This is a genomic window from Sinorhizobium medicae (assembly GCF_007827695.1).
GTDB classification, from domain to species: domain Bacteria; phylum Pseudomonadota; class Alphaproteobacteria; order Rhizobiales; family Rhizobiaceae; genus Sinorhizobium; species Sinorhizobium medicae.
In genome coordinates this window covers 228,854-245,687 of record NZ_VITA01000002.1, presented here as the reverse complement: position 1 = coordinate 245,687, position 16,834 = coordinate 228,854, and the positions used below count along the sequence as shown (strand labels likewise).

17 protein-coding genes are annotated in these 16,834 nt (G+C 61.8%); 11 read left to right on the top strand and 6 right to left on the bottom strand.

Going from position 1 to position 16,834, the window contains the following annotated elements:
• Window positions 1–87 precede the first annotated feature (87 nt).
• The 3 genes from FB009_RS04470 (at window position 88) to FB009_RS04460 (ending at window position 5,286) form a co-directional block, all read left to right on the top strand.
• Window positions 88–1,044 carry a homocysteine S-methyltransferase family protein gene (locus tag FB009_RS04470; RefSeq protein ID WP_026183508.1) on the top strand — a complete coding sequence of 319 codons (957 nt, stop codon included), beginning with the start codon at window positions 88–90 and terminating at the stop codon, window positions 1,042–1,044.
• Window positions 1,045–1,170: 126 nt separating this feature from the next.
• A complete protein-coding gene (locus FB009_RS04465) occupies window positions 1,171–2,676 on the top strand; it encodes a protein adenylyltransferase SelO (protein WP_050564314.1) in 1,506 nt (501 codons plus the stop codon).
• A 279-nt stretch (window positions 2,677–2,955) separates the two neighbouring features.
• Window positions 2,956–5,286, top strand: coding sequence for a glucose/quinate/shikimate family membrane-bound PQQ-dependent dehydrogenase (locus FB009_RS04460; RefSeq protein ID WP_011974797.1), 2,331 nt, complete (start codon window positions 2,956–2,958; stop codon window positions 5,284–5,286).
• A gap of 60 nt (window positions 5,287–5,346) precedes the next feature.
• On the opposite strand, the gene bla is transcribed toward FB009_RS04460, so the two are convergent.
• Window positions 5,347–6,237, bottom strand: coding sequence for a class A beta-lactamase (bla, locus tag FB009_RS04455; RefSeq protein ID WP_011974796.1), 891 nt, complete (start codon window positions 6,235–6,237; stop codon window positions 5,347–5,349).
• 284 nt (window positions 6,238–6,521) lie between these two features.
• On the opposite strand from bla, the gene FB009_RS04450 reads away from it, so the two are divergent.
• Window positions 6,522–6,935 carry a MerR family transcriptional regulator gene (locus FB009_RS04450; RefSeq protein WP_011974795.1) on the top strand — a complete coding sequence of 138 codons (414 nt, stop codon included), beginning with the start codon at window positions 6,522–6,524 and terminating at the stop codon, window positions 6,933–6,935.
• Between the two features lie 191 nt (window positions 6,936–7,126).
• Entirely contained in the window at window positions 7,127–7,630 is a 504-nt protein-coding gene (locus FB009_RS04445) for a GNAT family N-acetyltransferase (RefSeq protein ID WP_011974794.1), read from the top strand.
• Between the two features lie 19 nt (window positions 7,631–7,649).
• On the opposite strand, the gene FB009_RS04440 is transcribed toward FB009_RS04445, so the two are convergent.
• From FB009_RS04440 to FB009_RS04430, 3 genes are all read right to left on the bottom strand, one after another.
• Window positions 7,650–8,594 (bottom strand): c-type cytochrome, encoded by a 945-nt coding sequence (locus FB009_RS04440; RefSeq protein WP_011974793.1) that lies wholly within the window; start codon window positions 8,592–8,594, stop codon window positions 7,650–7,652.
• Between the two features lie 127 nt (window positions 8,595–8,721).
• Window positions 8,722–9,168, bottom strand: coding sequence for a c-type cytochrome (locus FB009_RS04435; RefSeq protein WP_011974792.1), 447 nt, complete (start codon window positions 9,166–9,168; stop codon window positions 8,722–8,724).
• A 197-nt stretch (window positions 9,169–9,365) separates the two neighbouring features.
• Window positions 9,366–10,004: a LysE family translocator gene (locus FB009_RS04430; protein ID WP_011974791.1), complete on the bottom strand. Its 639-nt coding sequence runs from the start codon at window positions 10,002–10,004 to the stop codon at window positions 9,366–9,368.
• Between the two features lie 128 nt (window positions 10,005–10,132).
• Between FB009_RS04430 and FB009_RS04425 the strand changes: the two genes are divergently transcribed.
• Window positions 10,133–10,846, top strand: coding sequence for a helix-turn-helix transcriptional regulator (locus FB009_RS04425; protein WP_011974790.1), 714 nt, complete (start codon window positions 10,133–10,135; stop codon window positions 10,844–10,846).
• 225 nt (window positions 10,847–11,071) lie between these two features.
• Here the strand turns inward: FB009_RS04425 and FB009_RS04420 are convergent, their stop codons facing one another.
• Window positions 11,072–11,674, bottom strand: a complete 603-nt coding sequence (locus tag FB009_RS04420; RefSeq protein ID WP_011974789.1) for a superoxide dismutase — start codon at window positions 11,672–11,674, stop codon at window positions 11,072–11,074.
• A 236-nt stretch (window positions 11,675–11,910) separates the two neighbouring features.
• Between FB009_RS04420 and FB009_RS04415 the strand changes: the two genes are divergently transcribed.
• Window positions 11,911–12,321 (top strand): VOC family protein, encoded by a 411-nt coding sequence (locus tag FB009_RS04415; protein WP_011974788.1) that lies wholly within the window; start codon window positions 11,911–11,913, stop codon window positions 12,319–12,321.
• A gap of 19 nt (window positions 12,322–12,340) precedes the next feature.
• Here FB009_RS04415 and FB009_RS04410 read toward each other — a convergent pair whose 3' ends face one another.
• The gene (locus tag FB009_RS04410) at window positions 12,341–13,222 is read right to left on the bottom strand and encodes a branched-chain amino acid aminotransferase (protein ID WP_011974787.1); all 882 of its coding nucleotides are present in this window, start codon (window positions 13,220–13,222) and stop codon (window positions 12,341–12,343) included.
• A 152-nt stretch (window positions 13,223–13,374) separates the two neighbouring features.
• Here FB009_RS04410 and FB009_RS04405 point away from each other — a divergent pair, with 152 nt between their 5' ends.
• The 4 genes from FB009_RS04405 to tam all read left to right on the top strand — a co-directional run bounded on the left by FB009_RS04405 (window position 13,375) and on the right by tam (window position 16,795).
• The gene (locus tag FB009_RS04405; protein ID WP_011974786.1) at window positions 13,375–14,415 is read left to right on the top strand and encodes a zinc-dependent alcohol dehydrogenase family protein; all 1,041 of its coding nucleotides are present in this window, start codon (window positions 13,375–13,377) and stop codon (window positions 14,413–14,415) included.
• A 94-nt stretch (window positions 14,416–14,509) separates the two neighbouring features.
• On the top strand, window positions 14,510–15,061 hold the full coding sequence (locus tag FB009_RS04400) for a tyrosine phosphatase family protein (protein WP_011974785.1): 552 nt from the start codon (window positions 14,510–14,512) through the stop codon (window positions 15,059–15,061).
• 284 nt (window positions 15,062–15,345) lie between these two features.
• Window positions 15,346–16,008 (top strand): haloacid dehalogenase type II, encoded by a 663-nt coding sequence (locus FB009_RS04395; RefSeq protein ID WP_011974784.1) that lies wholly within the window; start codon window positions 15,346–15,348, stop codon window positions 16,006–16,008.
• A 13-nt stretch (window positions 16,009–16,021) separates the two neighbouring features.
• On the top strand, window positions 16,022–16,795 hold the full coding sequence (gene tam / locus FB009_RS04390; protein ID WP_011974783.1) for a trans-aconitate 2-methyltransferase: 774 nt from the start codon (window positions 16,022–16,024) through the stop codon (window positions 16,793–16,795).
• Window positions 16,796–16,834 lie beyond the last annotated feature (39 nt).

Genomic DNA, 16,834 nt, shown 5'->3' with positions numbered 1-16,834 from the left:
ACCACGACAGCTATGCGTATTCTCCGCGCCTGCTTCATTAGCAGGCGTGAAAATTCCAATATAGGAGAGCTGACCGTGGAGGAGAACTTGGCCAGATACAGGCATGATCTGCCGCTCGTGCGGGGCGGCATGTTTTTGAGCGACGGCGGCATGGAGACGGCGCTGATCTTCCACGAGGGAGTTGATCTGCCGCATTTCGCGTCTTTCGTGCTGCTCTCATCGGCCGAGGGCAGACGGCAGCTTCTGCGCTATTACACGCGCTATCTCGAAATCGCCAGGCGTCACGCCACCGGCTTCGTGCTCGATACGGCCACATGGCGCGCCAATGCCGATTGGGGTGAAAAACTCGGCTTCGATGCGGAGGCGCTGAAGAAAGTCAACCGGGACGCCGTTTATCTCCTCACGGGGTTACGCAGCGAATACGAGCGGCCAGAGGCCCCGGTTGTTCTCAATGGCGTGATCGGTCCCCGTGGCGACGGTTATCGGGCAGGCCGGATGACGGCCATCGAAGCGGAGGATTATCACTCGGCCCAGATCGCCGCCCTTTCCGGCAGTGAAGCAGACATGATTACGGCCGTCACCATGACGAATACCGAGGAGGCAATCGGCATCGTCCGGTCCGCCCGGAATCATGATATGCCATGTGCCATCTCCTTCACCGTCGAGACGGACGGACGGCTGATTACCGGTCGCCCGCTGGAGCACGCGATCGAGACGGTGGACGCGGAGACCGACGGCTATCCGCTCTATTACATGATCAACTGCGCCCATCCGAGCCATTTCGAGAACATGCTTGATCGGCAGAGCGCCTGGGTCCGTCGGATCGGCGGTATTCGCGCCAACGCCTCGACGAAAAGCCATGCCGAGCTCGATGAGAGCGAGACACTGGATGCGGGCGACGTTTGCGATCTCGCGGAGCGTTACCGGTCGCTTACCCGTCATCTGCCGCATTTACGGGTCCTCGGCGGTTGCTGCGGTACCGACCACCGGCACATAACGGCGATATGCGAAGCCTGCCTGCCACATGCCGCGCTCAGCGCCTGACCTGCAAGGCCCCCGAAGATACGGCTGACACCGGCAAGGGGGCCGAAACCTCGCGAAAACGGCGGGGCTCGTGTAAACTTGCCGCGAAAGGGCGGCCGCCGACTCCCACCGTGCCGCTGTATCGTCATGAGTTCCGTTCCGACGCAGCCAGCTTCCGAGACGCCCCCCTTCCGCTTCGAAAACAGCTATGCCCGCTTGCCGGCGAACTTCTACGGGCGCGTTCAGCCCACGCCGGTGACGGAACCGTGGCTGATCAAATTCAATCGCCCGCTCGCGGAAGAGCTCGGACTGGACGTCCGGGCCATCGAGTGCGATGGCGCGGCGATCTTTTCGGGCAATCTGATTCCCGAGGGTGCGGAGCCGCTCGCCATGGCCTATGCGGGCCACCAGTTCGGCACCTTCGTGCCGCAGCTTGGCGACGGACGTGCCATACTGCTCGGAGAGGTGACCGACACCAGCGGACGGCGGCGCGACATCCAGCTCAAGGGGGCCGGCCAGACGCCCTATTCCCGCCGCGGCGATGGACGGGCGGCGCTCGGACCAGTCTTACGCGAATATGTCGTCAGCGAGGCGATGCATGCGCTCGGCGTGCCGACGACGCGCGCGCTGGCCGCAACAGTGACGGGGCAACCCGTCTACCGCGAACAGATCCTACCCGGCGCGATCTTCACCCGGGTCGCGGCAAGTCATATCCGTGTCGGCACTTTCCAGTTGTTCGCTGCGCGCGGCGACATGGATTCGGTCAGGATGCTCGCCGACTATACGATCGACCGCCATTATCCGGAGCTGAAGGACGATGAGAGAGCATACCTTGCGCTCTTCAAGGCGATCGCCGCCCGCCAGGCCTCATTGATTGCGCGATGGCTGCATGTCGGCTTTATCCACGGGGTCATGAACACCGACAACATGACGATTTCCGGGGAGACCATCGATTACGGCCCCTGTGCTTTCATGGACGGTTACGATTCGAAAACCGTATTCAGCTCGATCGATCAGTTCGGCCGATACGCCTATGCGAACCAGCCTGCAATCGGCCAGTGGAATCTCGCCCGCCTCGCAGAAACGATGGTAACGTTGTTCGATCCCGTTGCGGATACGGCAGTGAATCTCGCCAACGACGCTCTTGGCGAATACGGAACAATCTTCCAGAAACATTGGCTCGACGGCATGCGGCGCAAGATCGGCCTTATCACGGATGAAGACGAGGATCTCGACCTCGTGCAGTCGCTGCTGACTCTCATGCAGAAGGGCAAAGCAGATTTTACCCTGACCTTTCGTCGGCTTGCGGCATCCGCGGAGAACGTCGGAGCCGATATGGAGCTTGCAAGCCTGTTCGAGGAACCGGAGGCGACCTCACCCTGGCTCGAGCGTTGGCGTCGGCGGCTGACGCGGGAACCGCAGATGGAAATCGAGCGCGCTGCCTCGATGCGCGCCGTCAACCCCGCGTTCATTCCACGTAACCACCGAGTGGAACAGGCGATCAATGCCGCGACCGAAGACGCGGATTTTTCCCTCTTCGAAGCGCTTGTCGACGTGACCTCCCGGCCTTACGAGGACCAGCCGGGCCGATCTGCCTATGCCGCTCCCCCCAAGCCGGGCGAAGAAGTTCTGCAGACCTTTTGCGGCACGTGATTGAGGCCATTTTCTCAGGCGTGCAACGGCGAGGACTGCCGCTGATCCGCCTGCGGCACCCTCCGACCGATCGATCATTACGGCAAGATTTTCATCTCGACCTGATTGTGGCCATTGAAAGGCACGCGCTTTGCGTTAATTTCGAGACAGCGCTGCCGCACCACCCGTTGGCCGGGATCACATCCGCCGGTCAAAGCGCTTTCTCGTCGGGCCCCCGCCGGGCCTGCGCGCGGACTCAGCCGTGCTGACCGCACGTTCTCAACTCGGGAGTTCCAATTGATGCTCATTGTCCTGACCGCTATCGTCTTCGCCGTGATCGGCCTTGTGCTCGGTGCGGGTGGCACGCGGCTCCTGCTGCTCGGCGGCAGCCCGTATTATCTCATCGCTGGTTTGGGCTTCCTGCTCACCGCGTTTCTGCTCTTTCGCCGCCGCGCCTGGGCGCTCTGGATCTATGCGCTTATTGTCCTCGGATCGCTTGCCTGGGCAATTTGGGAGGTGGGCTTCGACTGGTGGCAACTCGGACCTCGGGGCGGCTTAATCATTCTGCTCGGGCTGTGGCTCCTCACGCCATGGATCCGGCGACCGCTCGGTTTCGTCAGCCCCACCGGCGAACAATATGGCGCACGAGCCTGGCCCCTTGCGCTCGCCAGCCTCATTTCGATCGGCGTCGCATTGTTTTCGATGACCCAGGACCCCCACGATATCAGAGGTGATCTGCCCGGCGAGGTCGCGGCAAACGCCAACCTCGGCGGCAACGTGCCGCCCGGCGAATGGCACCAATATGGGCGCACCCCCTTTGGCCAGCGTTACTCCCCGCTCGACCAGATCCGGCCGGAGAACGTCTCGAACCTGAAGGTGGCCTGGCAGTATCAGACCGGAGACGTGAAACTTCCGGAGGACGTCAGCGAAACCACCTATCAGGTAACGCCGCTCAAGGTGAAGGACACGCTTTATGTGTGCACGCCGCACAATTGGGCAATCGCGCTTGACGCCGCCACCGGCAAGGAGAAGTGGAAATACGATTCCAACTCCGGAATGAACCCCGATCGGCAGCACCAGACCTGCCGGGGCGTGACCTATTGGGCCGATACGGCAGCTGCAGCCGGCAGCCCCTGCGCCGAACGGGTCTACCTGCCGACCTCCGACGCCCGCCTGATTGCACTTGACGCGACGAATGGTGAGATTTGCACCGGCTTCGCCGACAACGGGGTTCTGCATCTCGAACAGGGCATGAAGCACAACCCTGCGGGTTACTATTATTCGACCTCGCCGCCGGTGGCCGTCGGCGACAAGCTCATCATCGGCGGGGCGGTCAATGACAACTATTCGACCATGGAGCAGTCCGGCGTCATACGTGCCTTCAACATCAACACGGGCGCGCTTGTCTGGAATTGGGACAGCGGCAATCCGGATGTGACGACGCCGCTTCCTGCGGGGCAGACCTACACGACCAATTCGCCCAACAGCTGGTCCGTCTTCAGCTATGATGAGGGCCTCGGCCTTGTCTACATCCCCATGGGCAACCAGGTGCCCGACCAGCTCGGCATGGGCCGCAGCGAGCATGTTGAGAAATACTCGTCTTCCATCGTCGCCCTGGACATCAATACCGGCGCGGTTCGCTGGGTACGGCAGACCGTGCATCACGACCTGTGGGACATGGACGTGCCCGCGCAGCCTGCCCTGCTCGACATCACAAAGGAGGATGGGACCGTCCCGGCGCTCGTCGGGCCGACAAAGCAGGGCGACATCTATGTGCTCGACAGGCGAAATGGCGAGCCGATAATCCCGATCGAGGAAGTGCCCGCTCCCGGCGGCGCGATCCCTGAGGATTTCGCGGCGCCGACCCAGCCCGTTTCAGGCCTCACCTTCATGCCTCCGCCGCTCATGGAACGCGACATGTGGGGGATCAGCATGTTCGATCAGATGGCATGCCGCATCGAGTTCAGATCGCTGAAATCCGAAGGGCGCTACACGCCGCCGTCGCTCGAGGGCACGATCGTCTATCCCGGCAATTTCGGGACTTTCAACTGGGGGTCGGTGGCCGTCGATCCCGAGCGCCAGGTGATGTTCGGGATGCCGACCTATCTCGCTTTCACCTCGCGGCTCGTGCCGCGTGACCAGATTGGGCCCAAAGGCGAAGGCGAGAAGGGTAGTGAACAGGGCCTCAACCGCAATGAAGGCGCGCCTTACGGCGTCTATATGGGCCCGTTCCTCGGCCCGCTCGGTATCCCATGCCAGGCCCCGCCATGGGGTTACGTCGCGGGTGCCGATCTCAGAACCGGCAAGATCGCCTACAAGCACAAGAACGGCACGGTTTACGACATGACGCCGCTGCCGCTTCCCTTGAAGGTTGGGGTTCCGGGTATCGGCGGACCTATGATCACAAAGGGGGGTCTCGCTTTCCTGGGTGCGGCGGTGGACAACTATTTCCGGGCCTATGACCTGACCACGGGCGAACAGCTCTGGGAGGCACGGCTGCCGGCCGGCGGCCAATCGACGCCGATGACCTATACGGTCGGCGACAAGCAATATGTCCTGATCGTCGCAGGGGGGCACGGTTCGGTCGGCACCAAGCCGGGCGATTACGTCATCGCCTATACGCTGCCCTGACGCACAGGTTCGAATCGACGGGCGCGCTCGCCAGAGCGCGCTCCGTTCGCGAGAGCATGGTCAAACGATCTCGGCGGCGATCTTGCCTATTTCCGCAAAGACCGGATTCAGGTCGCTGACCGGCGCTTTCGCTTCACCGGTATAGACGGCAACCAGGAGTGGGCCGCGGCCGGGCGGCCAGGCGAGCGCTATGTCGGAGACTGCGCCGGTGGAGCTGGTCCCTGTCTTGTCGCCGATGCGCCAATCCTTGGGCAGCCCCGCGCGAAGGCGCGCGTCACCGGTTTCGTTGGCAACCAACCAGTCGACGAGCTGTCCGCGCCCGTTTTCGGACAGGACCGAGCCGAGAGCCAGTTTTCCAAGCGTGTCCAGCATGGCGGCCGGTGTGGTGGTGTCGCGCGGATCGCCCTTGCGGGCTTCGTTCAGGTCGGGCTCCGTTCGGTCGAGGCGCGTGGTATTGTCGCCAATCGAGCGTAGCCACGACGTCAGCCCCTGTGGACCTCCGAAACTTTCGAGCAGCAGGTTGCCAGCGGCATTGTCGCTGATGGTGATCGCCGCTTCGCAAAGTTCCGCGATGGTCATGCCGTTTCCGCCGACGTGCTTTTCGGTTACCGGCGAATGAGGCAGCAAGACCTCCTTGCCGAACGTGATCCGCCGGTCGAGTTTTTCCTCCCCCCGATCCACGCGGGCGAGCGCACAAGCCGCCGCGAGCGCCTTGAAGGTAGAACACATTGCGAAACGCTCGGTCTCCCGGTATCCGAACGAGATATTCGTTTCCATATCGAGCACAGCGACGCCCAAACGTCCGCCGGTACGCTCTTCAAGCTGACGAAGCCGTTCCGTAACGTCATCGTCCGCCGCAGTGGCCGCATGTGCCGGCGTTCCCAGGGCGAGCGCCGGATAGAGCATGGCCGAGGCGGCCAGCATTTCTCGGCGGGTTATGTGCAAAGGCATGTGTTCCTCCGTCTGTGCGGCTCAAGCGCCAAGACATAGCTAAATTATTGATATTGAATGTTATTCCTGTCGACTCCGACGGTCGAATCGCTAGACGGCGATTGCGGCGGGCTTATGCCCGAAGGTGCACCCCACGACGCGGACGAGACCGGGCGCTTTCCAGGACTTGATCGACGACAGACGTCGCCCATATAAAGCTCTAGAGACTAGAGAGCTTCCCGAGAAGCGTGAACCGGCTTTTCATCCGGAGTGCGTCGTTTCAAAGCAGAGCAATGGGGTATCGCATGTATACGATCGGCGATCTTTCCCGTCGGACGGGCGTAAAAATCCCGACCATTCGCTACTACGAGCAGATGGGTCTGCTCGCCGCGCCGGAGCGCACGGAGGGCAATCAGCGGCGCTATGAAAAGCGCGCACTCGAACGACTCGCCTTCGTCCGCCACGCACGCGATCTCGGACTTTCGATCGAGGCGATCCGGGACCTTCTGGCACTGAGCGAGCATCCGGAACGCCCCTGCGGCGAAGCGGACCGGATCGCGACCGAGCACCTTGCCTCTGTCCGGGAAAAGATCGCCCAACTTAGAAAGCTTGAGCATGAGCTCAAGCGCATCGTCGCCTGTCATGGCGATCACACGATCGGCGACTGCTATGTGATCCGGGCGCTCGCCGACCACTCGCTGTGCGGAAACGAGCATTGAAAATCCTCGTTGACAAATTCGGGGATTTGGACAATCTACGCCCATGATCAAGAACGCGCCCATTTCCTGCGTCTATTTTTGGCTGTTCCGATAGGAGCGGCCTGCTGATCATATTCAACAAGGCCGCCATCAGGGCGGCTTTTGTTTTTCACGGCACCTGATGGCGATAGAGGACCATGAGGAGCCCGAAAATGCTGCAGACCGCCACCCCTAGCCTTCAACCCGTTCCATCGGCGCGCGCGCCCATGGTGACGATCCGTTGCGCCAAGCCGCGCGATCTCGCCGAATTGCGCGAGATGGTCGCGGAGCTTGCCGCCCATCACGGCGATGCCGCAACGATCACGCCCGAACAACTCGAGCGGGACCTTTTCGCACGTACGCCTTGGATCACGGCGCTTGTCGCCGAAGCCGGCGGCGCGTTGATCGGCTATGCCATTCTCGTCCCGCAATACCGGGCGGCCGAAGGCGCGCGCGGCATGGAATTGCACCACCTCTTCGTCCGCCCGGTTCATCGCGGCACCGGTATCGGGCGCCACCTCGTGGCCAAAGCTCGCGAACAGGCGAAAATGGCGGGCTGCGACTACCTTTCGGTTAGTGCCGCCACGGGAAACTTCCAGGCGCACCGCTTCTACGAATCCGAGCGCTTCGTTCCGCGCCCGGTAACCGGCATGCGTTACCTGCAAAAACTCGGGTGAGCGAGGCGATCGTTGCGGTTTAGAGCGCCGGCAGCGCCTTGAGGTATGCCGCGATAGCGTCTCTGTCGGACGCCGGCAGCTTCGCCATATTCTTCTGCACCTCGACCATCGAGCCGCCAACGGTATCGAAATCGGGGGTGAAACCCGTTTCGAGATAGGAGGCGATGTCGGACGCACTCCAGCCGCCGACGCTTTTCGAAGCCGGCGTGATGTCGGGGATCCGTCCCTCACCTTCGGGATTGGGCGCCCCGGTGAGCCATCTCGCCTCCTCGAAGCCGCCAAGCGCATCGCGTGGCGTGTGGCATTCGCCGCAATGGCCGGGCCCCTCCACGAGGTACTGGCCGCGGGCGAGCTTGGTGTCGGCGGTATTTATCCGGGCACGCGGCTCGTCGGTAAGATAGAAGAACTTCCACACGCCGATCGCCGGGCGAATATTGTAGGGGAACGCCAGATCGTGCTGCGGCGTCGTATTGCCGCTCTTCGGCAGCGTCTGCATGAAGCCCCAAAGATCATTGACGTCCTTCGCCGTCATGCGGATGTAGGAGCCGTAGGGAAAGGACGGATAGAGATGCCCGCCATCCCTTCCGACGCCGCGCGTCATGGCGTCGCCGAACTCCGCGAGCGTCCAGGTGCCGATGCCGGCCGTTTCATCGGGCGAGATATTGGGCGGATAAAACGTGCCGAAGGGGCTCTTCAGGCTGCGGCCTCCGGCTAGCAGGAGCCTTTTTTCGTCTGCCGCGCTATCGTCCGAAGCGCCATTGTCCGTGGTGTCCGGCGCAGCATGGCAGCTGGCACAACCACCGGCCCAGAAGACCCGTTCGCCATTGGAAAGATCGGGGTCCCCGAGACCTTCCCACTGCGACGCATCCGATCGATCCGGCTTGGTCAACCACCAGGCAAGCCCGCCTCCCGCTATCGCCAGCAGAGCCAGACCAGAAAGCAGATACCTTGCACGTCGGCCCATAGGCTCCTCTTGAAATTTCACGAATGCCAATGGCAGCGGCCGGAGGGCCTTTCGACCTGCGTTGCAAAGAGGTCCGCGCCGGCTGGGCGGCGCGGTTCCAAAACGGAGTTACACAACTGCCTGATCATCAATCCTTCTTGATCCGATAGCTCTCGTGACAGCTGCTGCAGTCTTTTCCGATGATGCCGAGTGCAGCACCGACGCCGGCCTGATCCGCGGGCAATTCAGCAAGGATTTTTTCTGCGTCCCCCCCGAGCTTGGCGGCCTTCGCCTTGAAGTCCGCCATATTCTCCCAGATCTTCGGGCTCGCTTCGGTTTCCATCCCTGTCTCGGAACCAGCCGGGAAGTGATCCGGGAAGACTTTCACCGTTTCGCTGATCGTCGCCAGCGAAGCTTTTACGATCTCGGCGTCATAGGGCTTTTCACCCTTGGCGATGCCGCTGAGCGCACCTGTGGCCTGCCCGACTTTTTTCATCAATTGCTGGCGCACCGCCTGCGGCTCGTCGGCCGCCGTGACGGCGGTCACGCCCAGGCCCGCCAGGGCCGCGGCAAGCATAAGAGCTCGTATCTTCATCATGATCTCCGGTCTGACCGCTTCTGCGGCGTACTGTTGAAGCGCCGGCATGATGGCATTTTGGCTTCTCTACGGAAGTAACATTTTCTTGATGTGCTTGTCGTTGCAGCATAATTCGCAGCGCCGAACCGTATTTCTCTGCGCCATATTTAAATACATGAATAAGATACTCACCTTTGATACTTGACGGCGGCGACTCAAACCTCCCCGCTCCAGCCATGCCAGACCGTAAAGACCGCGATTACGAGGAGCAGGAGACCGGCGAAGCGACCGATCGCAACGGTGGCACCGGGGCTGCCGACCAGGAAGTCACGTCCACGTCCGGCCGCAAGCGCAAGACCGCCATAGACCGCGAGCTGCGTCAGCGCGATCATCAGGGCCATGACGGCTGCCTGGGACCAGACCGGGCCGAATTGCGGCTTCAGGAACTGCGGGTAGACGGCAAGCATGAAGAGATAGGCCTTGGGATTCATCAGGCTCGTCAGCGCTCCCTGCCGAAAGCTTGCCCAGCGCGTCAACCGAGCGCCGGCCGCTACGCCGCTGATCTTGATGGAACTGCGTAGAAGCGAAAACCCGATCCAGGCGATGTAGGCCGCTCCGGCCACAAGCAGCAGATTATAGAGCTGAGGCACCAGATGCAGGATGACGCTGACACCCAGGGCCGCATAGAGCGTGTGCAGCACGCCTCCCGCCATGATGCCAACCGTTGCCGAAAGCCCGGAGGCGCGCCCGCCGGTCAGCGCATTTGCGAGGACAAACACCATATCCATGCCGGGAACGATGATGATGCCGAAGAGAAGGCTGAAAAAAAGCCAGAGGTTTTCCGCGTAGGTCATGTCAGTTGCTCGTCCCGTTTCGGTGCTATCTCGGCGGCGGATTGTTTGGTTTCAATCCGTTGGCGCGTGATATACCTCCCTCCAACTGACAAGGTCGTGTCAGGAGTGAGCAGATAGAGACCGCTTCCATGCGCAAGGCGTCACGTCTTTTCGAAATCATCCAGATGCTGCGGCTCGCCCGAAAACCAGTGACGGCGGCGGAGATCGCCGACGCGCTGGAGGTCACGCCACGATCGATCTACCGGGACATCGCCGCCCTGCAGGCGATGCGCGTTCCGATCGAGGGAGAGCGTGGGATCGGCTATATACTCAGGCCCGGCTTTGACCTTCCGCCGCTGATGTTCTCGATCGAGGAGACGGAGGCAATCGTGCTGGCGCTTGCGCTTCTGGCGCGCACCGGCGACGAGGAGTTGAAAGCGGCGGCACGACGCGTCAGTCAGAAGATCACCGGCGCCGTTCCGGAACCCCTGCGCAAGGCCTTCCAGTCGCAGGCGCTGCACGCCTGGGGCACCATCGCCTCGCCCCCGCCCGCGATCGACCTTGCAATGATTCGTCGGGCTATTCGCGACGAACAGAAGCTGGCGCTGGACTATCGCGACGAGCTCGGACGCGCCAGCGAGCGCACGGTGCTACCGCTTGCGCTGATCTACTATTCCGAACATGCTATGATGGTCGCCTGGTGCGAAATGCGGCAGGATATCCGCAACTTCCGCGCTGACCGCGTGGAGCATTGCGAGCCGCTCGACATATACTTCCAAGGCCAGGGCGAGAGGCTGAGGCAGTTATGGGTGGCCGGATGGCGGGCAGATGTCGGGCGGCCGCTCGCGACGGCAGACGGGTAGAAATTCACGCCTCATCCGTCTGCGGCACCTTCGCAAGCGGGCGAAGGAACAAGCTGCGCGCGCCCCCAGTGGAGTGAACGAGGCAGGAGCCGCGAATCACGTTCTCCCCGTCCAAAACGGGGAGAAGATGCCGACAGGCGGATGAGGGTCGGTTCGGGGCTCTTTGCAAAAGGCACAACCGACAGCATTCCCCCCGCCAGCAACTCGCAATCAAAGACTCGGTGCTTACTTTGCAGCCGCTTCGTACAGTTCGAGGACGTAATCCCAGTTGATGAGATTGTCGACGAAGGCTTCGAGGTATTTCGGGCGCGCGTTGCGATAGTCGATGTAATAGGAATGTTCCCACACATCGACGCCCAGGATCGGGGTTGCGCCGTGTACCAGCGGATTTTCGCCGTTCGGGGTCTTGGAGATTTCCAGCTTGCCGTTCTTTACCGAAAGCCAGGCCCAGCCGGAGCCGAACTGGCCCGTACCGGCAGCAACAAAATCGGCGCGGAACTTGTCGTAGCCGCCAAGGTCCGACTTGATCGCGGCGTCAAGCTTGCCGGGAAGACTGGTGCCGCCGCCACCCTTTTTCATCCACTTCCAGAAGTGGACATGGTTGTAGTGCTGGCCGGCATTGTTGAACAACGGCTGGTTGGTGCCGTAGGATTTCTTGACGATATCTTCCAGCGAAAGATCGGAAAGACCGGCTTCCTCGGCGAGCTTGTTGCCGTTCGTCACGTAAGCGAGGTGGTGCTTGTCGTGATGGTATTCGAGCGTTTCGCGCGACATATAGGGTGCGAGCGCATCGTAGTCATAGGGAAGGTTCGGCAATTCGAAAGCCATTGTGGCATCTCCTCTTGGCATGGATTTCATCGGGGAAATCTGTCAGCGGAACATAGGCACCCCCTTGCGGGGAGGCAACCGATGCAACGCCAAAATTTCGCTAACCAACGCAAAATACTTTCTTTGCTTTCGTGACTTCCGCCTTCGCGAGGCGAAGGCTCGACGCGCGGCCTCGCGGCCCTATATTACGGCATCGGAAAGGTCCATGAAGCCAGAGCGTGCCACGGGAGAAAGCCATGGAATTCCACCAGGGACGGCTCATCGATCACGTGCATCTTCGCGTTGGGGACCTCGCCGCGAGCAAGCGGTTCTATCGGGCGGTCCTCGGCGCGCTTGGCCACCATCCCACCTACGAGACTGACGCGTTCTTTGCATTCGACGAATTCTTCGTCGACGCGGCGGAGGACTACCGAACCCGCGTCCACCTGGCCTTCCAAGCGGCCGGTCCAGACGCGGTGCAGCGGTTTTACGATACGGGTCTGGCGAACGGCGGCACGGACAACGGTCCGCCCGGAGAGCGAAGCTATCATCCCGGTTACTTTGCCGCCTTTCTCCTTGACCCGGACGGGAACAATGTCGAAGCGGTCTATCATGGTCCGAACACGCGCTCGTCGCCCGACGTCGTCGTGCGTCCCTTCGAGCCGTAACGATAGAGAACAAGCGAGACTATCGGCGTCCGGTTGTGTGCGCCCAGTCCATATAAAGATCTCGCGCCTTGCCCGTCACCGGGCCGGCCTGCAGCTCGCGCTGCTCGATACGGGTGACGGGCAGCACTTTGGAATAGTTGCCCGAGGTGAAGATCTCGTCGGCCGCCTCGAAATCGGCCATGGTCAAGTCGGTCTCGATCACTTGGAGACCTGCCTCGCGCAGAAGGTCCATCACGCGCGAGCGGGTGATACCGGCGAGAAAGGTCTTGTTGGCGGCCGGCGTGAAGACGACGCCGTCCCTCACCATGAAGATATTGGAGGAGCCGGTCTCGGCGATGTTGCCGAGCATATCGCGCACCAGAGCATTGTCGAAACCGCGCGAGCGAGCCTCATTGAGGATACGGGCATTGTTCGGATAAAGGCAGCCGGCCTTGGCGTCCGTCGGCATGCATTCGACCGTTGGTCGCCGGAAAGGCGACAGCGTCAGTGACGAGCCGGCATGGCCGTTGCCCATTGGCGCCTCGAACAGGCAAAGCGCGAAGCGTGTGGATTCAGGGTCCACCGCAACGACGCTCCAGGAGCCGTGCTCGCCCCAATACATCGGCTTCACGTAGATGGCCGTCTGCCCGTCGAACTTCTTCACGCCTTCCCAGGCGAGTGCCTCGATCGCCTGGGCGGTCATCGTCGGCCTTAGACCCAAGGCTTCGGCGGATCGGTTGACGCGCCGGCAATGGAGATCCAGATCCGGCGCGATGCCATCGAACCAGCGCGCGCCATCGAATACCGTCGAACCGAGCCACATCGCATGGGATGTCGGGCCGATCAGCGGCGGGTTGCCGGCAAGCCATTCGCCGTCGACATAGGTCCAGGTGGTGGATCGGGGGGATGTATCGACGGCCATCGGCGTCTCCTTCTCATTGAACACTTCCGCTCTAGCCGGAAAGAACAGCATGAGGGTGAATGCGTACATCAAAAAATGTCATGGCGTCCAATCTGGAGCCCCCCGAAGCGACATGTCAGAATGGGAAGTGAGCCCGAGGAGAGAGATCGCCCATGAAAGCGATGTATTACGATGCGTTCGAGAAGATGCCGGAAATCCGGATACTGCCCGATCCGGTACCGACCGAGAACGGCGTCGTCATCAAGGTCGAGGCGACCGGCCTTTGCCGCAGCGATTGGCACGGCTGGATGGGGCATGACCCCGACATTCGTCTTCCGCATGTGCCGGGTCATGAACTGGCGGGCACGATCGCGGCGGTCGGGCGCGGGGTCCTCCGCTACAAGACCGGCGACAGGGTGACGGTGCCTTTCGTCTCCGGTTGCGGCCGCTGTTTCGAATGCCGCTCCGGCAACAACCAGGTTTGCGAGGCGCAGTTTCAACCGGGGTTCACCCACTGGGGTTCGTTCGCGGAGTATGTGGCGATCGACTTCGCCGACCAGAATCTCGTTCATCTCCCCGAGGACATGGATTTCGCCACGGCGGCAAGCCTCGGCTGCCGCTTCGCCACCTCTTTCCGCGCTCTCTTGGATCAGGCCCGCGTGAAGGGCGGCGAGTGGGTGGCAGTGCACGGCTGTGGCGGCGTCGGACTCTCGGCGGTCATGATCGCAGCCGCACTGGGCGCCAACCCGATCGCCATAGACATCTCGGAGGAGAAGCTCGCCTTCGCCCGGAAGCTCGGGGCGGTCGCCACCATCAACGGCCGCGCGACCGAGGATGTCGCGGGAGCCGTCAGGGACATCACCCGGGGTGGCGCCCATGTCTCGCTTGACGCGCTCGGCTCACCCGTCACCTGTTTCAACTCGATCAAAAATCTGCGCCGCCGCGGCCGGCACGTCCAGGTCGGGCTTATGCTGGCGGAGCATGCGACACCGCAGATCCCGATGGCGCAGGTAATTGGACACGAGCTCGAGATCTATGGCAGCCACGGAATGCAGGCCTGGCGTTACGAGGCGATGCTGGCAATGATCACGGCCGGGCAGTTGAAGCCGCAAGAGCTGATCGGGCGCCAGATATCGCTTGAAGAGGCGGCGCCGGCGCTTGCGGCAATGGACGGTGCAACGGAGCTCGGCATCAGCGTCATCACGCGGTTCTGACATCAGCGTCATCACGCGGTTCCGATCCGGATTCCGGTTGTGACGCGGCGCTGCTATCCTGCGGGTGTCCCAAGACGAATCAGGAAGGCACGTCATGGCTCTTGCGGTTCAGGCTCTAGAGAGTACGCATTTTCAGCCCGTCCTCAGCACGAATCCGGTGCATCCGAACGGCTGGCCGGTGCGCCTCGTCGTCAGCTCGCAGACCGAAGCGCGTCACAATCGCGCACTTTGGGCGCCGACGCACCTCATCTCGATCCGAGCACCCGGCACGCGCCTGCTTTCGATGATCGACCTGCCGCCGGAGCGGCATCTGGAACTTCATTTCGGCGACACCACCGACCCGGACGCCCCGGACGCAGCGCCTCTGCAGGCGATCGAGGCGACCTTCGCCTTCATCGACAGCCTGCCCGAAGATGCCAATCTGCTGATCCATTGCCTCAGAGGTATCGGGCGCTCGACGGCCCTGTCCCTCGGCGTTCTGGCGCGCTACGTAGCGCCGGAAAAAGCTGCGTCTTCGCTTCACGCGCTGCGCCCGGAAGCAAAGCCAAACCGGCACGTGCTCGGCCTTTGCGACGCGGCGCTCGGGCTCAAGGGCAAACTTGTGAAACAGGCGCTGCGTTTTCCGGCAAAGGTTTGGAAAGATTGAATGAAGGCGGGAAACGAAGGCATTGTGCGGCGCACAAAGTTTTGACATGATGCACGCAGGAGAATGCTGGAGCGGGTTGAGGAATACGCTGTGCGGTTTCCGCCCCTCCTGTTCTGACGTAGTGGAATACACCACGTTCATGTTCAGGTCGATCCGACCCGAAAACATCGTGGTCCAAGGCACAGCGTCTGCGACGTAACGCCAAAAGCCTCTGTCCGGCCATGCGCGCGAAAAGGTGGAAACCTCCGACGCACCGCCTGGACGGTGGATGACGGGAGAACTCGATGTCTTACGCGGCTTATGTTTTCGACGCCTATGGCACGCTTTTCGACGTGCATGCGGCCGTACGCCGGCATGCCGAAGCGATCGGGCCGGACGGTCAGGCCTTTTCGGAACTCTGGCGCGCCAAGCAACTCGAATATTCCTGGGTACGCTCGCTGATGGGCGTCTATGTCGACTTTTGGGAATTGACCGAGCAATCGCTGGACCACGCCTTTCAGCGCTTCCCCTCGGCCGATCCCAAACTCAAGAAGCCGCTTCTCGATGCCTATTGGGCGCTCGACTGTTATCCGGAAGTTCCCGCGGTCCTGAAGGGTTTGAAGGAGCGGGGCGCCCGCATCGCCATTCTTTCCAACGGTTCGCCGGCCATGCTGGCATCGGCTGTCAAGAACGCGGCCCTCGATATCATCATAGACGACGTCTTTTCGGTCGACGCAGTCAAGGCATTCAAGACGGCACCGGCCGTCTACGATCTGGTGACGACGAGCTATCGGCTCTACCCCCAGGCGGTCTCGTTCCAGTCCTCGAACCGATGGGACGTCGCCGGTGCAACCAAGTTCGGTTTCCGTACGGTCTGGATCAACCGCGCCGATAGCCCGGATGAATACAAGGACTACGGCCCTTCGCTCATCCTTCCCTCGCTCGAAAGCTTGCAGTTCGGCATATGAAGGAGCCACGCTCATGGCTTGGTCGGCAGCGCAGTATACCAAATTTGAAGACGAGCGGACGCGTCCGGCGCGCGACCTGCTGGCGCAGGTAACCGAGCTGCCTGACGGCCCCGCCTTCGACCTTGGTTGCGGACCCGGCAATTCGACCGAGTTGATTCTCAATCGTTTCAGAGACAACCCGCTTACCGGAATAGACAGCGACGAGGACATGCTTTCGGCCGCGCGAACGCGCTTGCCGGAGCTGCGCTTCGAAAAGGCCGATCTTGCGAGTTGGGTACCGCCGGCGGAAAGCGCCCTCTTCTTTGCCAACGCGGTTTTCCAGTGGCTGCCGGAGCACATCGTGCTGTTCGAGCGGCTCATCCTTGCATTGGCGCCCGGCGGGACGCTCGCGGTGCAAATGCCCGACAACCTGGATGAGCCGACGCACGTCCTGATGGAGGAAACGGCAGAGGAGTCTGCTTTTGCTTCAGCCTTTGCCGGCCGCGCCGCACGACGCAAGTCCCTGCCCTCACCCGCGAACTACGTCGAGAGGCTGACAGCCAAGGACGTCCGGATCGATGTCTGGCACACCGTGTATTATCACCAACTCGCAAATGCGAACGCCATCGTCGAATGGGTAAAGGGCACGGGATTGCGCCCCTATCTCGACGCGCTGCCCGCCGCCCGTCGGGCCGGTTACCTCGCCGCCTATGCCGATAAAATCAGGAAGGCTTATCCGACGATGAAAGACGGGCGTGTGCTCTTGCGTTTCCCGCGGCTTTTCATCGTGGCAACGAGAAACCGCTAGAGCGGGACGAGGAGAACTGTGCGGTTTTCCGCCCGCATC

What these genes read in the sequence shown, in the direction of transcription:
- FB009_RS04460 (WP_011974797.1), top strand. Translation starts at nt 2,956, where the DNA reads ATGCTCATTGTCCTGACCGCTATCGTCTTCGCCGTGATCGGCCTTGTG.
- FB009_RS04450 (WP_011974795.1), top strand. Translation starts at nt 6,522, where the DNA reads ATGTATACGATCGGCGATCTTTCCCGTCGGACGGGCGTAAAAATCCCG.
- FB009_RS04425 (WP_011974790.1), top strand. Translation starts at nt 10,133, where the DNA reads ATGCGCAAGGCGTCACGTCTTTTCGAAATCATCCAGATGCTGCGGCTC.
- FB009_RS04435 (WP_011974792.1), bottom strand. Translation starts at nt 9,168, where the DNA reads ATGAAGATACGAGCTCTTATGCTTGCCGCGGCCCTGGCGGGCCTGGGC.
- FB009_RS04415 (WP_011974788.1), top strand. Translation starts at nt 11,911, where the DNA reads ATGGAATTCCACCAGGGACGGCTCATCGATCACGTGCATCTTCGCGTT.
- bla (WP_011974796.1), bottom strand. Translation starts at nt 6,237, where the DNA reads ATGCCTTTGCACATAACCCGCCGAGAAATGCTGGCCGCCTCGGCCATG.
- FB009_RS04400 (WP_011974785.1), top strand. Translation starts at nt 14,510, where the DNA reads ATGGCTCTTGCGGTTCAGGCTCTAGAGAGTACGCATTTTCAGCCCGTC.
- FB009_RS04465 (WP_050564314.1), top strand. Translation starts at nt 1,171, where the DNA reads ATGAGTTCCGTTCCGACGCAGCCAGCTTCCGAGACGCCCCCCTTCCGC.
- tam (WP_011974783.1), top strand. Translation starts at nt 16,022, where the DNA reads ATGGCTTGGTCGGCAGCGCAGTATACCAAATTTGAAGACGAGCGGACG.
- FB009_RS04445 (WP_011974794.1), top strand. Translation starts at nt 7,127, where the DNA reads ATGCTGCAGACCGCCACCCCTAGCCTTCAACCCGTTCCATCGGCGCGC.
- FB009_RS04440 (WP_011974793.1), bottom strand. Translation starts at nt 8,594, where the DNA reads ATGGGCCGACGTGCAAGGTATCTGCTTTCTGGTCTGGCTCTGCTGGCG.
- FB009_RS04405 (WP_011974786.1), top strand. Translation starts at nt 13,375, where the DNA reads ATGAAAGCGATGTATTACGATGCGTTCGAGAAGATGCCGGAAATCCGG.
- FB009_RS04430 (WP_011974791.1), bottom strand. Translation starts at nt 10,004, where the DNA reads ATGACCTACGCGGAAAACCTCTGGCTTTTTTTCAGCCTTCTCTTCGGC.
- FB009_RS04395 (WP_011974784.1), top strand. Translation starts at nt 15,346, where the DNA reads ATGTCTTACGCGGCTTATGTTTTCGACGCCTATGGCACGCTTTTCGAC.
- FB009_RS04420 (WP_011974789.1), bottom strand. Translation starts at nt 11,674, where the DNA reads ATGGCTTTCGAATTGCCGAACCTTCCCTATGACTACGATGCGCTCGCA.
- FB009_RS04410 (WP_011974787.1), bottom strand. Translation starts at nt 13,222, where the DNA reads ATGGCCGTCGATACATCCCCCCGATCCACCACCTGGACCTATGTCGAC.